The organism is Victivallis sp. Marseille-Q1083 (assembly GCF_903645315.1).
Lineage (GTDB): Bacteria > Verrucomicrobiota > Lentisphaeria > Victivallales > Victivallaceae > UMGS1518.
The window spans coordinates 970,610-985,345 of the sequence record NZ_CAHJXL010000001.1 but is presented as its reverse complement, the minus strand read 5'-3'; the positions used below and the strand labels follow the sequence as shown (position 1 = coordinate 985,345).

The window sequence follows — 14,736 nt, the reverse complement described above, 5'->3', positions numbered from 1 at the left end:
TTGGCAGCCAAAAAAGGACAATATTAACATGAAAAAAGGACACTTTTTATCCAAAAATATTTCTCCCCGCTGCAAAAATATAAAGCATTTATAAAAAATCAATTAAAAGAATCTAAAAAATAAGTAAGGCACTTGCCGACACCGTTTCGCGACCGACTTTCTACTTAAAGCAAGGCATCGAATTGTGCCACGCATATCTCAATTTCCCGGCGGCGAATCTCCGAAAGCTGTTCCGGCCCGGAATTCCGACAGTACCAGCAGTCGAAAATTCCACGCCGCCACAGTGCATATTTGTGCCCGTTCTGAACCGTTGACGTATCAATGCCGTAAATACCGTGATAGAGTTCAAGCAGTTTCAGCTGCCATTGTTTCGCTTCGGCATAATTTCCGGCGTCGACGGCGGCAGCTAAACGCGTCATCGGCTTTGCTGCTAGGCCGGCCAAGCCGCACAGCGCGCCATCACAGCCGGCCATCAAGGCGTCGTCGATGCCCCATTCGTGGCCTTCGAACAATCGGAAATCATATTCTTTCTTCAACTTTAGCAGTTCTTTGCGAATCCCGATGTCGCCGGCGGAATTTTTGATGCCCTTCAAGTTCGGATGCGCCACCAGATGACGAAAGTCCTCCACTCCCATTCGGAAGGCAGTTACCGGTGGACAATAATAATAATAGACCGGACGGTCGGCGGCATCTAGGAAATGCAGCAGATAATCCATCGGGCAGTATTGGCTGGTTGCCGGCAACGGATTCATCACCACGTAAGCATCCGGTGCATACCTGGCCAAGGTTTTCATCGTCAGAAGCGTTTCCTGCAAACTGTTTGCGGTACAGCCGGCCAGGATTTCTGCCTGACCGCCGGCCGTTGCCATGGCGCATTCGGTCAACGCTTCACGGTCCGCCAACCGCAACTGACTCCATTCGCCCATGTTGCCGCAAAGGAAAAAACCTTTTACCCCGGCGGCAAGGTTTGCTAGCAACATGCGGCGAAACGATTCGACATCAATACTCAAATCCTTCCGAAACGCGGTCGGAGCCGCCGAATAAATTACACTCATCGTTCAACCTTCTTTTTTATGGTAAGTGATTTGATACAATGGTCCTGCAAACAGCTTTTGCCATGCCCGCCGCAATTGTATCCGACCAGAATCCGGTCAGCCGCCGGAAAAAACAACGCACTGTAACAATAGCCGCGCCGCGGGTCCGCTCCGAGAATCGTGTGATTGGTCCAGCTGCTCCCATCATCGCCGCTGAAAGCGATGACCAGCGGCAACCGACCCCAGTTGTGTTCCGGTTCTTCATTCCGGATTTTCCAGCGCGGGTCGATATCGTTCCATACCGCCACCAGCCGGTTGCTGAACGGGTCACGCTTCATCGACAACGGCGACAATGGACTCGGAAATTCCGGAGCTGGAACCGCCTTGCTCCAGTTTTCGCCGCCATCGGCGGAAAACGCTTTGTATTGGCACCCGCGGTCGGTTCGGCAGAATGCCATCAGCCGACCGTCAACCAGTTCTACGACGCCGGGTTCCTGCAAGCCGTTCCGGTTATCCGGAGCCGGAAACAGGCTTCCCGGCGCTTGACTCCAGGTAGCGCCGTCGTCATCAGAATAATAAAAGTCCACCACTCCCTGAATGCCGAACTCCCTGGTGTTCTGCTGCTGCCGGTAACGATGATGCGCTACCGGCAGCAGCAGCCGGCCGTTGCGCAGACGTACCAACCGGTCATTGTTGACCACATAATAGCCAGGGATCACGATGACCGGCTGTTCCGGTGACCAGCTTTTGCCATCGTCGTCGGAGTAGCGCAACTGCGGTATACAGCAGAAATCCCCTTCCGGAATACCGACCTTTCCTTGCGCCTCCTCCCGCAGACAATCCTTGGCCAGATAGAGCAACAGGATTCGGTTGGACGGCAGCCGTAACAACGATACGCTCATCACATTAGCATGGACGCCATGCGTAATCAGAATATCGTTCCGGTTACTCCAGGTAAAACCGCCATCGTTGGAATAGCGGACGGCCAGATCCGCAGCTTCCGCGTCATGCCACGATGTTCCGCAATAGCGGGTATAGACATACATCAGTCGTTGATCGTCCAACGCCAGAAAAGCCCCTTCCGAATTCCTGGGATTACCCGGGCCGGCAAACAGTTTCAATACCGTTTGTTGTGTCATTTCCATATTTTTTTGACTTTCTTTAATGTTACGGTGCGACATAGGCTTGATCGCCACCCAGCTTTTTCCAGAGGCGGAACAGCCATAACATGCTTGCCAGAGAGAGAATGGTAAATCCGGCATCCCAAACATACATATATAAATAATTGTTTCCCGTCCATTCGATAAATTTGCCGCCCCCCCAGCCGCAAATCATTACCATGACCGCCCGGAACATCGCATGGGCTGAACAGAACTGGCCATATCGGTCATGCGGCAGCAGAGCAACAAACATCGGCAGTTCCGCCACGAACTGAATGGCATAAACCAGTGACAGGAGCATCGTCACCGCGAAAAACAGCACATAACCGGCGTTTTCGTCTCCGAGTGCCAGCGAGGCCGGCAATAAGCGGTTCAACACGTCGCAGGTGGCGGCAGGATTCCGGAATACCACGATGCTGACCAAATTGGTGAGTACTACCAGAATCATACCGAAGTTATAAATACGCAGCGGATGGAATTTGTCCACCAGACATCCCAGCGGGATTTTCAGCAGAAACACCATCACCCCGGCCGCCGCCATAATATCTCCGTAACCGACGCTGGATATGCCCAGATTGCCTTCGGCGAAAAAGAAATTGAACAAATTGCGACACAAGGTCGAGGCGGTACTCAGACTGGTCCCGAAAAAGAAAATCAGATAATACGGTTTTGAGAAACTCTCCTTGAAAAAAACCAGTACACTGCCCCACACCGATTCCCGGTACCGGTCCATCGCTGGCGGCGGGTAGCTGCCCTCCCTGACCATCAGGCACATCAAGGAAAAGCCGCACAGATACAGGACGCCGAAACCGGTATAGAGCCACTCCATATGGTCGGTATGATATTTGAAAAAGAATTTCATGAACAGAAATCCGGCCGCCGTTATCGCCATACCGAACAGCGCCATGAAACGGCCCATCAACGGAGCCGGCACCACATCGGCGAAAATATAGTAAAAGATGGAACCAGCAAACATGTTGCAGAACTGGAACCCGACGACGGCGATGCAGAGAATTCCCAAGCCGAGCGTTTGGGCGCCATATCCGCTTAGGCCATCCAACAGCATACCCAGTTTCGGAGCCCAGCCGATCAGTATCAGAAACAGTACCGTCGGCGGCGTGGCGAACAGCATATATGGAATCCGCCTTCCCAGACGAGTGCGTGTCCGGTCGCTGCAGTAGCTGACAATCGGCGTGACAATCGCATTGATCAGAGCCGGAATACTAACACACAACAACCCGATCATAGCGCTGGTCGCCGCAAGATTCCGGAGCGCAATCGGCAACAGCTGCGGCGACAGCTGCTGCATCAGAGAAAAGCAGACCGCGCCAAAGGTCATCCAGAAGAACAACATAAAAATGCCGACGTGCGAATAAGTCAATGTGCCGCACTCATAAACTTTTTGATTCTTCAATCGCTGCCACAGACTCCACAGCGACTCTTGTGCTTCCCGGGATTTCACAGTCACCTCCGAGGCTCGGCAACCGTCAGCACGGCATAGGTTCCACGATGGTCGGTCGGCCAGATCGAGACCGGCGGCAGGATGGGATCAGCGGTAGTTTCGGTATCGCGCTGACCTTTGACGATCATCGTTTCCGGACCGATCAAGCCAGCTTGCGTCACCGTCACTCGTTCGGATGGGGCGACGAAAATATAGTCGATCCGGTCCCGCTCATCGGCTTCGGGGGCCCAGGTTAGGATTTTTACCTCAACATGCGGATTGTTGCACGGAAAGGTGAAGCCCGGATATTTTACTGGATCAGAATAAAGATAACGGTAAGTGTCGAGCCAGCCAGCCTCTGCCAGACATTTGGTCGTTTGCCACGGCATTGCGATGCCGTTGTGCCCGAATAGATCAGCCGTCGCCGTCGTCCAGTCCAGATGGGACGGTTCATTGAAATCTCCACCGAGAATGACAAGCTCTCCTGCCGCTAGGGCAGGTTGAGCGTCCCTGATCAGCCACGCCATATTGTCCGGCCGGCCACTGGACAGATTCATCCGGGAAACCGGTTCGACCGTATCGACCGGTCCGTCTGGCAACTTCTGCCAGCTATTGCCGTCATATCCGCGTGGTAGATAACAGGCATAGTTCTTATAGTTTAAATGAACGGAATAAACGACCAATCGCCCCAATTCGTCACCGTCGAGCACTACTTTCAAATGATTGGAAATGGCCTGTTCCTCCAGGATCGGGTACACCGATAGCACCTGACAGTCATTCTGAATTTTCGGCACCTGATATTGCAAGCCTTCCCCGGCCAGCATTTCGGCCAATTGGGTGGAAATTGTCCCATCCACGGCGCATTCGCATAATAGGACGATTTCCGGCTTCAAACGTTTGATTTCATCAACGATACCCTGCCGGGACTCCGCTATGTTCATGGCACTGCGCCAAATATTCAACTGCATTACTTTTACCTCCGCCGTCCAGCCCGTCAGACCGCTGAAGAATACCGTCGGTACCGCCAGCCCATACACAAAACACTTCATTTCACCCACCTCTTGAGGATCTTTCCCGAAACTTACTCTCCTTCTGCGACAGCTCTCGGAACTTTTGGCATAGCGCCAGAAGTTCCGGGTGGCGCACCAGAGTTTGCTTTTATGGATTTTTTCCGGAGCCTTTTCCGTTGCATTCCGGCCGATTGCACATACTCATATCTGCGGTTAAAGACATTGTTACTATGCCGAGTGGTATACCCCCACGCCATTTCTTGCTATTGTAAATCTTCAATGAGCAACGATTTGGATTCCCGGGCAGCAACGCAGCCGGTTGCATCGACCAATTCTACCGACAACCTATATTTCCCGGCCGGCAGATCCGCTACGGCCATTCGCAACTCCTGTTCTCCAGTCAACGGCGCATCAATCCAATTCATCCGGTCGGCCGGGCCATTGAGTTTCACCTGCAGCTGGCATCCCTCCAGAGCCGCTTGACTCCGGTTTACCCGGAGCCTAGCCCGCAGCCGGCGACTGCCAACCGCCAGTTCCTGTTGCATCAGATGCAATTCCAGCACCGGCGGTACCTCGCCGACCACCCGCAATTGATGTCCTTCTTCGGCGGCCGTTTGGTTGGTCAGAGACACGGTGATTTCATGGCTGCCGGTCTCATGCAAGGGAAATTCTGGCTGCAATTTCCCGCCTTCCTCCTCCATTTTCACCGGGACAGTGACCGGCGGCAACGTCCCGGAGGGTGCCGTCACCGAGATGCGTAGTTCGCCTTCGAATTTCTCCGGTCGATTCGGCTCCAACTGCAGCGACAACACATTGCTGCCCAGATAAAAACGCGGAGTATCCAGCAACTGTAGCGACACCGCCGGTTTCATATCGAAATACAATGTCCCGTAATTATGCAACTCATGAAATGAATTGTTGACCTGACTCCAGGTTGAAAATTCCGGCAACCGCTGCTGCTCCCGTCCGAAATTGATTTGCCAGTTGCTTCCCGGAACCGGAGCGGCAGCTAGACCGAATGCGGCAAACGGTATCCGCAATACCGCATACCACGAATCCTCCAGTTTCCCTGCCTGTACCGCAATGTTCGGCTGCCATTCCCCAGCGCGCTGCCGGTCGTCACCCTTGACGTCCCAAGCAATGGTCGACAGAGTCCCCAATGCATTTACTGCTACCTGCAGCGATTTCATGCTGGATGGATCCGGGACGAAGAAAAGTTCGAATGAATCATCGCTATAGACTGCGCCGTTGCGTTCGGTAACCATCGCCACCAGCCGTTCCATCTGCGACTCGGCCAGTTTCGCCCGGATATAAAGATATTCGTCATCATACATCAGCTGTACCCGGGTCTGCTCCCGAGCCGGCACGCCGTCAATTTCGCCAATTGCACCGGCGGCAAACGCCTGCGCCTTTTTCCAAGTGTCAGAATAACGTTCCAGAAAATTATCAATCACCGCTGCCGCTGCCCAATCGCCCTCCGCCAGCGGCCAGGCCGTCAGGCCGGAAACTTTCGGCACTACCACTTCAGCAGTTGCGGAACGCGCAGATTGCATTCCGGTTTTTTTTTCGTCGGCCGGAGCGGGCACCGCCGTTACCAGCCATTCCGGGTCGGTTGCCGCAGCAGGGATCAATAGAATTGGGCTAGATTGTCCTTGCAGGCGCAGAATCATTGCCGCAATCCGGTTGCGCCACAGATCGAACAATGCCGGGTCGGTTTCTGCCAGCCATCGGTATAGCTTCGCTGTTTCATCCGGCATTGCCGCCAGCATCATGTTGAATTCCGTCTGAATCTCGGCTGCAAGTTGCCGCGCTTGCCCATCATCGGAATTTTCTGCCCGCTGCAACAATTTTTTCAATGTCGTGATGTACCGCTGGTCGTCTATTCCTTCACGAATCCGTTCCCACATCGGCGACGGAATCGGCCCGGTGTCGCCCGGGTAGACTACACTGTTGATATAATCAAGAGTGCCGTTACTAAAAGCATCTTTGGTATCCATGAAAATATAAGCCCATTGGAAAGCGCCGTCCGCCTGGACGCGCTCGGCAAAAAAACCGAATTGTGCTCGATCGCCATGGTTGTAAATACCGCAGAAATCGCCGGTCGCTTTTGCCTGCCGCATTAATTCCGGCGTCACTGAATTGTAATAGCGCACATCGATGAATTCGTCCAACGGCTGTAGTTCATCAACGCCACCCCACGGGCCATTGGACCAGGAGGCCACTTTGACTCCATTGGCATGAAACAATCTGGCATAGTGCTCCAGTTGCTGTATTTTCGCCGCTGCATTGGTTGCTTCTTCCTGTGGCAGCCAATAGAGCTCTGGCCAATTGTTTGCTGCTGCAAACGCTTCAACCTGCGCGATGATATTTTTGGTTTGCTCCACTTCGAATTCGGAATACTTTGGCGGTACGTTGAACTCCCAGCTTGCCACGGTATAATTCGCCGGAAATTCCTTGCCGGCTGTCCGATAAGCCGCCATCTCGTCCTGCAACGCCGACAACCAGCCTTCGACCGGCCGCATATCGAGGGTTAGTGGCCGTTGGAATCCCACTTCCCGACAAAGCTTCACCTCCCGGTCGATCAGGCTGCAATCGACGACAACGTGGTTATCCTCCCACTTCAATGGAAACGAAAAATTACATGGTGCCACCGTATTTATCCCGTGCGCTTTCATATCCCTGTAAAACTGGTGGCGCATCTCCAGATCTTTTTGATGACCGCCCAGATACATGCCCAATTCCATCTCCGGCTCCGCCAATTCAATCGGCCAGACATGTAGTATCAACGGTACCCGGCGATCCGGTTTGCCGGCGGCCCGCAAAACAACCTCCGACCGATAATCGCCAGGTGCCGCGCTGGGCGGCACGTGTACAGTCAGCCAAAAATAGGAGGTCCGGCCGGCCCGCAGGGTCAAATCGCTAAAGCACTCCAGCAATTCTGGCCGCCAGAAGTAGGAATTTTCCACGCGGAAATTTTTCAGTGCCAATTCCGAGGCGATCCGCATCTCCAGATGTTCCACTGGGATTTCGGCACCCGAAGCGGACCGCAACGGTGCCAATTCCACTTGAAAAGCGGTCAATTCCGTTTCCGGCCGTACCGCCAGCACAGCCGGCTCGTATTCACCGGGAGATGCGAACAACTGCAGCGCGGGACACAACTGTAACGAATCCGGCTGTTGATACGGCGACAACGTTTCCATATAGTGGGGAGCCCAGAGCAGATAGCCGCTGGTCCGATCCTCATTGGTCGGCGTTGCCGGTCCATTCCATACCGGATGGACATATTCTGTCCAATTTTTCGGAATTCGGACCGTTCCACACGCCGGGTCGATCGTATTTCCCAAATTAGCAAAAGGCAACTCTCCGGCAACCGCCCCGAACAGGCTCAGCAGGCACCCCAAACAAATGCTTTTTCTCATGATCGATTCTCCGATAGATTGCATTTTCATATCCGATTTGATTGCTGGTAACATAAGAACGCAGATCGGTAAAGGCAAGTTGTATTTTTAGGAAAAAAATCACCAAAGAGGACAAATAGCAATCTCAAAATAGACAAAAAAAATCATTGAATCATCGAGTTTTTAACCTGAATGTAGCATGAAACTTTCGATTCTTTGAAAAATGTGGTGGAGATGCGGAGAACGTTTTTACAATTAGTTCCAGTTATCTTATCGAAAATTGAACCTGGAGGTCGCCGATGAGTCGGCCGCATTGGACACTTGAAGAAATATCCTTCATTCGATCGGGTATTTCTTCAAATGCCTAATGCGGTGTTCGGCTCGGATTAGAACTGTTCCTTGATGCGCAGGATGTCGCGGAGATTCATATCGCTTTTGACGCGTTCGATCGGCACATCGCCGTAATTGACCTGCGGCGTGGTCCGGGTGGAGGAGAAGCGGACTATCATCTGGTCGGTCATCAATTGTCCTTGAAAAACCGCTTTGAAATTTTTGTTGGTATCAGGCAAATTCCAGACCATGACGATCTTGCCGAAGCGGTCGGCGCTGTAATAACTGGTAATCTGCGGCGGCTGCGTCATGATGAATTGATATTGCTTGTACTGATTTTTCTGCAGAACGCCGGTCCCTTTGACATTGCGCCGGGCAATGTCGATCAATTCGTTCACCTCCGAATCGGTCAATTCGACATGACCGCTTGGGCCGGTTTGACCGCTCGCGCAGCCGCCAGCCAGAAATCCGCATGTCAGGATCGCAACGAATCCCAGAAGCAATAACAATTTGTACGACATATTTCCGCTCCTTTGGTTTCTCCGAAAAGCTGTCGGGCTTGACGCGACGAGCGCTTTCCGGACATTCCCCGGGCCGATGTCCTGGCTACGGCCGCCGCCGTACTCACTCCGCCGACAGGGGATGCTTTTCTGTTTCCGTGTTTCTATAGGCCGGTCGGCAGATCGACGAAATGACCGATCAACCCGAATTCCTGCTGCAATAGTTGCCGGATGGCCTGGACGCCGGTGGTCTCCGAACGATAATGGCCCAAGCCGATGACGGCAATTCCGCTTTCGGCGATGAGGTGAAACATCGTGTGCTCGATTTCACCGGTGATCAGCAGTTCCGCCCCGGCGTCGATGGCGCACTGCAGACCGTCGAGGCCGGCGCCGCCGGAAATAACCGCCACCCGGCGGACCGGCCGGTCGCCGGCGAACACCTGCGGCGGAGTTCCGCCCAGATGGTGCTGCAGCGTCCGGGCCAGCGCTTCGGCCGCGGCGGTTTCCGGCAATCTGCCGAGGATGCCGATATCGCTGCCGGCGTATTGAAAAAACATCCGCCGGTCGATGAGTCCGACCCGGTCGGCCAGCACGGCGTTATTGCCGAACCGCGGATGGGCGTCCAACGGCAGATGAACCGCGTACAGCGACAAATTGTTGATGAACAGCGTCCGGTACCGTCGGGCGACCAGGCCGGTCAGCCGGCGCGGTTCGGCGCTCCAGCTCAAGCCGTGATGGACGAAGATGAAGTCGGCCTGCAATTCGGCCGCCGCTTCGAACAGGGCCAGCGAAGCGTCGACGCCGAAAACGGCGCGTCGTACGGACGCGTTGCCTTCGACCTGCAGCCCGTTGTTGGAATAGTCGTGGCCGAATGCGGCAACATTCAGTTGTTCATCCAGATAGTTGGTCAGCGCCTTCAAAGTGATCATGGTTCCGAAACTCCCGGGAAAAATTTGGCGGCAATGATTTGCCAGCGCAATTGCTCTTGGGTTTTTCGCCGGACATAATCGCGCACTCCATCGCCGTCCGGCAGTTTGGCGATGGCGCCGATTTCAGCATCGGTGCAGCGGAACAGGACGGCCAGCGGCCGGGCGGTCTGCGCCTGCCGCAGCCGCCGTTGCGCCTGCCGGCAGCAGCGGCGTGCCAGATGGTTGCGGCCGAGCAGCCAGCCGAAACCGGCGGCGACCAGCAGCCAGAACGGCCAGACGGGAAGCGGCAGCGCGAAATAAAGCTGGCAGATTTGCGCGGCCAGCACCAGCAGCGACGGCAGCAGAAAGTAGAGCGCGTCCCAGCGGCCGATAAAACAGTTGCCCAGATAACGCCGCAGCGGACTGTTGCTGGTTTGATATGCGAAAAATTCCTCCAGGCGGAGATTGTTCAACGGCGTTCTGGCAACGTGGCAGAGTTCATGGGCGACCAGCTCCTGCCGCCGGTAGATGAACCAGCGGCGGCGGCGCTGGAAACTGCGCCTCAGGAAGATGGCCGGCAGTTGTCTGCCCGGTTCGGAAACGGCGCAGCCGCCCCACAGCCAGCCGACTTCCCCGGACAGGAAGAAGCCGGGCACCCAGTCGATGTGGAATTGATAGAGCCGCTCGGTGACACCGGCGGCTTCAGCCAGCGTATCCGGTTCGATCTGCTCGCTGCGTTTGACGTACAGGTCGCTGAGTACCGGCACCGGCGCTTCGTCCCGCAGAGCATGGTCCAGCGCCTCTTTTTCCCGCAACAATTCCTCCAGACGGGCGCGGAATGCTTCCAGCGACTCTTCCGGCGCCGGAAAAATGCCGTTATCGTCGAGACGCAGCAACGCCGCCGGATTATCCGGCGTCAATGCAGCCAGAAATTTGCGGCTCAGCACATTCATTGCTTCTCGGAATTATTTTCCGCTTTCCGGTTGCCGGAGTTTCTGGGCGGCCGGCCGGCGTTGTCGCTCCTGCCGTCTTTCCGGGGAGCGGCTTCCGGCGGCGCTTTTTTCGGTTTGGGCGGCCGGGGCTTTTCCTGCGAAACGATGGTGATTTCGTCGCGGGTATAATGAACGAGATTGCCGGATTCCAATTGCACCGAAACGCTTTGCGTCAGCAGGTTTCGGTCATAAATCCGGCCGCGTCCTTCCGGGCACTCGCAATATTCGCCGCGATGCGGCATTCCTTTTTCCAGTTCCAGGTAACCGGCGTGTTCGAATTTCAGGCAACATTTCAAACGGCCGCAGGCGCCGGAAATCGTACTCGGCGTCAGCGAAAGATCCTGGTCCTTGGCCATCCGGACGTTGATGGAATTGAACTCTTTCAAAAAGCGGCGGCAGCAAAGCTCCTGGCCGCAGATGCCGATGCCGCCGCAAATGCTGGTCTCGTCGCGCACGCCGATCTGCCGCAATTCGATTCTGGCGCTGAGCGCCCGCGACAGCTCTTTGACCAATTCCCGGAAATCAACTCGTCCGTCGGCGGTAAACTGGATGACAATCTGTTTGCAGTCGAATGAATAGTGGGCGTTCAACAGCTTCATTTCCAGTTTCAGCAATTCGACGAAACGATATGCGGTGGCGATCGCGTTTTTGCCCCGCTCCTGATTGCCGGCGGCGGTTTCCCGGTCGGCGGCAGTAGCGGCCCGTTCGATGCGCGGCAGGCTGCTGTTGGTATTTTCTTCCTCCGCCGGCGGATACCGGTGGATGACTCTGGCATAATCCAGATAGAAATCCTTGCGGACGATGCAGTAATTGCCGACTTTCAGCTCCAGCTCGGCGGGCGCCTGCGCTTGATAACGGGAACCGTTGTCAAGTTCCACTGTATATAAGTTATTCATCAATAATGCTTACCAATCTGCTTGATCGTTTTGCTCTACAATAATACATTTAGTAATATAGCAGACAATGAGTAGTTGGCAAACATCACTGAAAAATAAAAAAAGTTAACATTCCGATTTGTCTCTGAATGCGTCCCGCCGGGCGGATTCCACTGGCCGCTTCGATCGCGCCGGCACGAAATCAACTGTCGGCAAGTGCCGGTCCGCCGCCGATTTTTTCCAATCCCGCCATTCCGGAAGCTGCCGTTCTGCCGGGCCGGGATCGTCTCTCCGGTTACGGCCGCGGCTTTCTGGTGCCGGCTTGCGAAATTTTGCCGTTGGAGTCGAGGTCGGGGAGCGGCAACCGGCCGGGCAATGGAAACGAAAAACGCGATGGATGATTCAGTCCGGCGGACTACTGAAAGAGAAGGGGGCATAGAAGAAAATCTTTTTTGGGAGCAGTTACTTTCTCGATTCATTTTATCCCCAAAAGAGGTTACGGCGAAGGTTACGATCCGGCCAAAAAAGCGGAGGATTCCAGTTTTTTGGATCCGGACAGCATATGTTGAAAAAAAATCAATATCGCACCGTAAAAAAGTGATTTTTTCTTGAAAACTGACGTTTTTTCGACCGAAAACTAACTTTTTTCAAAAAAAATTCGATTTTTTTTCGTTTGCCTATTGCTTTTTGTTAACCGATTTACTATACTATATGGTGATGACAGTAAATCGATTTACCATTTTACAGTGTCGGGATGAAGTAAAAGAAAACGGATGTCGAAACGAAACAACCTTAATCAAGGAAGAAAAAATGAAAAAGAAATTCACCCTCATCGAACTGCTCGTGGTCATCGCGATCATCGCCATCCTCGCCAGTATGTTGTTGCCGGCGTTGGGCAAAGCGAAAGCAAAAGCGCAGGAAATCAAATGCCGCAGCAACATGAAACAACTCGGCCTGGTTTTCACCATGTACACGATGGACAATGACGACTGGGTTTGTGCCGCACATGTGCAAATTCCGGAATTTGCCAACAAGGCCAACTGGCCGACGGTTTATAATCTGCAATATGGCGTGGGAGAGGATGTATTCCTCTGCGGAGCCAGCGCCGGCCATTACAACAAAGACAGCTATGCGCAGGATACGGTCTCTATCGGTATGAATTACAATACTTTCGGCAACTCTGCAGGCGAGAGCGGCGATCGGCGTGCCCATAAATTGGCGACGGTATTGGCTGCCGCCCAGGAAGAAGGTTCGACACCGTTCGTCTTCGGCGATGGTACCTCCACCGACAATGGCTTCACCGGCGCTTCGGCGATCTCCGGTCACCTGCTCAATCCGTCGCAGATCAGCGAGTCGGACGTCACCGGTCTGTACCCGTTGAACAAGACGCTGGCCAATGCCTGGTATCCGATGTATCTGGTTCATAATGAATCTTCGAACATCGCTCTGTCCGACGGCAGCGCCCACAGCGTCAAAGGCCGGCAGTTGCAGGCGGAAGCCACGAAGTATTGCCGCCCGGTGCTGACCAACTCCGGTTGGGTTACCACTGCGCCCTAATCGGGCCGGTTTTGCCAGACCTTGCCGGCGCGGCGGGAAACGGTTTCCGCCGCCCCGGCCCGGCAGATCCGGACGGATTTGCCGCATTGACGAAGAAAAGAATGCTCCGCCGGTTTCAAGCCGGCGGAGCATTCTTTCTTTCAATTCGCGCCATATGCAAGTCTTTTCCCTCAATAGCGCGGCGTTGGTATCGGCATTAGGTTGGGGATGACCGGCATCGCCTTTTTCCACCTGGCGTTACCGACGGAAAAAGGCGACCAGACGGTTCGGAAAAGGAAGCATGCGAGCAGAGAAAATTTTCCCTCAAAAGATTTTTTCTGCCCGGCTGAACCGTCTCATTCGACGATGACCGCCACCTTGATGCCCTTCATCTGCACGTTGGTTTCCAGCGCTTCGGTGATCTGGGACAGCGGGAATTTATGGGTGACCAGTTCTTCCACCGGCAGACCGATGCCGGCCGCCCGTTTCAGGAAGGCGAAGGTGGTCGGATAATCCTGCGGCGAGTAGACCCAACTGCCGACCGCCGAAATTTCCTTGTTGCACAGGTCATAATGGTGGTTGATCGTGCAGTCGCCGCCGTCCATGAAGAAGCCGACTTCGCACAGGCCGCCGCCGCGCCGCACCAGTTTCCAGGCGTTGCCGCCGGCCTTGCCGACGCCGGTGCACTGGAAGACGAATTCGGCGCCCAGACCGTCGGTGGCGGCCTTGACATCGGCCAGCAGCGCCGGGAAATCCGGGTACTGGGTGAAGTTGAAGGTCTGACTGGCCCCCATCCGTTTGGCCCATTCCAGCCGGCTGTCGTTGCCGTCGGTGGCCAGGATGGTTTCGATGCCCATCGTCCGCAATACCGCCATGACCATCAGGCCGATCGGTCCGCAGCCCTGGATCAGCACGACAGTGTTGAATTTCAACAATCCGGTGCTCTTGGCGCGTTCGACGGCGTGAACTGCCACGGCGGCCGGTTCCACCAGCATGCGCTGGTCCAGCGTCATGCCGGTGACATTGAAAAAGGTCGAGCCGGGGCGGATGACCAAATATTCGCCGAAATAACCGTTGAAGTGGATGTCGTCGTCCGGAAACAGGCCGTAAACGCCGCAGTTTTCGCACAGATTGGTGCGAGCCGGCGTATTTTTGCAGGCGTTGCATTTGCCGCACGGAATGATGCAGGTGACGATCTTGTCGCCGAGTTTGACCGGCACGCCAGCGGAATCGGCGGTGATATTTTTCCCCAGTTTGACGATGGCGCCGGAACCTTCATGGCCGAGCACCACCGGACAGAGTCCGAAGGGATCGCGCTTGTATTCGTGTCCGTCCGTGCCGCAAATCCCGCATCCTTCGACTTTGAGCAGCATCTCGTCGTCGCCGATCGGCGGGAGCGGATATTCCCGGATTTCAAACTTACCGGGAGCGACCAGCATTGCCACTTTTCCTTTTTCCGACATCGTTCTACCTCGCGTTTCGTTTCATGGTTTGAACCGGAATTGTTGCCAATTGCGGTTGAAAAAAAATATCCGATTCCACACTATAATCG

At 54.6% G+C, this 14,736-nt stretch carries 12 protein-coding genes; 2 read left to right on the top strand and 10 right to left on the bottom strand.

The features are described 5' to 3' along the window. Positions 1–164: 164 nt before the first annotated feature. From HWX74_RS03875 to HWX74_RS03835, 9 genes are all read right to left on the bottom strand, one after another. Positions 165–1,055, bottom strand: a complete 891-nt coding sequence (locus HWX74_RS03875) for a dihydrodipicolinate synthase family protein (RefSeq protein WP_176012291.1) — start codon at positions 1,053–1,055, stop codon at positions 165–167. Next, positions 1,052–2,179 carry a sialidase family protein gene (locus HWX74_RS03870; protein ID WP_176012290.1) on the bottom strand — a complete coding sequence of 376 codons (1,128 nt, stop codon included), beginning with the start codon at positions 2,177–2,179 and terminating at the stop codon, positions 1,052–1,054. The genes HWX74_RS03875 and HWX74_RS03870 overlap by 4 nt, the downstream gene beginning before the upstream one ends. 22 nt (positions 2,180–2,201) lie before the next feature. Continuing rightward, complete coding sequence (locus tag HWX74_RS03865) at positions 2,202–3,656, bottom strand: MFS transporter (protein WP_176012289.1); 1,455 nt, start codon at positions 3,654–3,656, stop codon at positions 2,202–2,204. Positions 3,657–3,658: 2 nt separating this feature from the next. After that, positions 3,659–4,684, bottom strand: coding sequence for an endonuclease/exonuclease/phosphatase family protein (locus tag HWX74_RS03860; RefSeq protein WP_176012288.1), 1,026 nt, complete (start codon positions 4,682–4,684; stop codon positions 3,659–3,661). A gap of 224 nt (positions 4,685–4,908) precedes the next feature. Next, entirely contained in the window at positions 4,909–8,064 is a 3,156-nt protein-coding gene (locus HWX74_RS03855) for a carbohydrate-binding family 9-like protein (RefSeq protein WP_176012287.1), read from the bottom strand. Between the two features lie 365 nt (positions 8,065–8,429). Next, the gene (locus HWX74_RS03850) at positions 8,430–8,894 is read right to left on the bottom strand and encodes a hypothetical protein (protein WP_176012286.1); all 465 of its coding nucleotides are present in this window, start codon (positions 8,892–8,894) and stop codon (positions 8,430–8,432) included. 143 nt (positions 8,895–9,037) lie between these two features. Beyond that, entirely contained in the window at positions 9,038–9,802 is a 765-nt protein-coding gene (locus HWX74_RS03845) for a Nif3-like dinuclear metal center hexameric protein (protein WP_176012285.1), read from the bottom strand. Continuing rightward, positions 9,799–10,734: a hypothetical protein gene (locus HWX74_RS03840; protein ID WP_176012284.1), complete on the bottom strand. Its 936-nt coding sequence runs from the start codon at positions 10,732–10,734 to the stop codon at positions 9,799–9,801. Before HWX74_RS03840 ends, HWX74_RS03845 begins: the two co-directional genes overlap by 4 nt. Beyond that, positions 10,731–11,669 carry a regulatory iron-sulfur-containing complex subunit RicT gene (locus HWX74_RS03835; protein WP_176012283.1) on the bottom strand — a complete coding sequence of 313 codons (939 nt, stop codon included), beginning with the start codon at positions 11,667–11,669 and terminating at the stop codon, positions 10,731–10,733. The genes HWX74_RS03840 and HWX74_RS03835 overlap by 4 nt, the downstream gene beginning before the upstream one ends. Before the next feature lie 128 nt (positions 11,670–11,797). Between HWX74_RS03835 and HWX74_RS03830 the strand changes: the two genes are divergently transcribed. Together HWX74_RS03830 and HWX74_RS03825 are read left to right on the top strand one after the other, a co-directional pair. After that, on the top strand, positions 11,798–12,049 hold the full coding sequence (locus tag HWX74_RS03830) for a hypothetical protein (protein WP_176012282.1): 252 nt from the start codon (positions 11,798–11,800) through the stop codon (positions 12,047–12,049). A 409-nt stretch (positions 12,050–12,458) separates the two neighbouring features. Next, positions 12,459–13,205 carry a type II secretion system protein gene (locus HWX74_RS03825; protein WP_176012281.1) on the top strand — a complete coding sequence of 249 codons (747 nt, stop codon included), beginning with the start codon at positions 12,459–12,461 and terminating at the stop codon, positions 13,203–13,205. A gap of 335 nt (positions 13,206–13,540) precedes the next feature. On the opposite strand, the gene HWX74_RS03820 is transcribed toward HWX74_RS03825, so the two are convergent. After that, complete coding sequence (locus HWX74_RS03820) at positions 13,541–14,647, bottom strand: zinc-binding dehydrogenase (RefSeq protein WP_176012280.1); 1,107 nt, start codon at positions 14,645–14,647, stop codon at positions 13,541–13,543. Positions 14,648–14,736 lie beyond the last annotated feature (89 nt).

What these genes read in the sequence shown, in the direction of transcription:
- HWX74_RS03875 (WP_176012291.1), bottom strand. Translation starts at nt 1,055, where the DNA reads ATGAGTGTAATTTATTCGGCGGCTCCGACCGCGTTTCGGAAGGATTTG.
- HWX74_RS03870 (WP_176012290.1), bottom strand. Translation starts at nt 2,179, where the DNA reads ATGGAAATGACACAACAAACGGTATTGAAACTGTTTGCCGGCCCGGGT.
- HWX74_RS03860 (WP_176012288.1), bottom strand. Translation starts at nt 4,684, where the DNA reads ATGAAGTGTTTTGTGTATGGGCTGGCGGTACCGACGGTATTCTTCAGC.
- HWX74_RS03855 (WP_176012287.1), bottom strand. Translation starts at nt 8,064, where the DNA reads ATGAGAAAAAGCATTTGTTTGGGGTGCCTGCTGAGCCTGTTCGGGGCG.
- HWX74_RS03850 (WP_176012286.1), bottom strand. Translation starts at nt 8,894, where the DNA reads ATGTCGTACAAATTGTTATTGCTTCTGGGATTCGTTGCGATCCTGACA.
- HWX74_RS03845 (WP_176012285.1), bottom strand. Translation starts at nt 9,802, where the DNA reads ATGATCACTTTGAAGGCGCTGACCAACTATCTGGATGAACAACTGAAT.
- HWX74_RS03840 (WP_176012284.1), bottom strand. Translation starts at nt 10,734, where the DNA reads ATGAATGTGCTGAGCCGCAAATTTCTGGCTGCATTGACGCCGGATAAT.
- HWX74_RS03835 (WP_176012283.1), bottom strand. Translation starts at nt 11,669, where the DNA reads ATGAATAACTTATATACAGTGGAACTTGACAACGGTTCCCGTTATCAA.
- HWX74_RS03830 (WP_176012282.1), top strand. Translation starts at nt 11,798, where the DNA reads ATGCGTCCCGCCGGGCGGATTCCACTGGCCGCTTCGATCGCGCCGGCA.
- HWX74_RS03825 (WP_176012281.1), top strand. Translation starts at nt 12,459, where the DNA reads ATGAAAAAGAAATTCACCCTCATCGAACTGCTCGTGGTCATCGCGATC.
- HWX74_RS03820 (WP_176012280.1), bottom strand. Translation starts at nt 14,647, where the DNA reads ATGTCGGAAAAAGGAAAAGTGGCAATGCTGGTCGCTCCCGGTAAGTTT.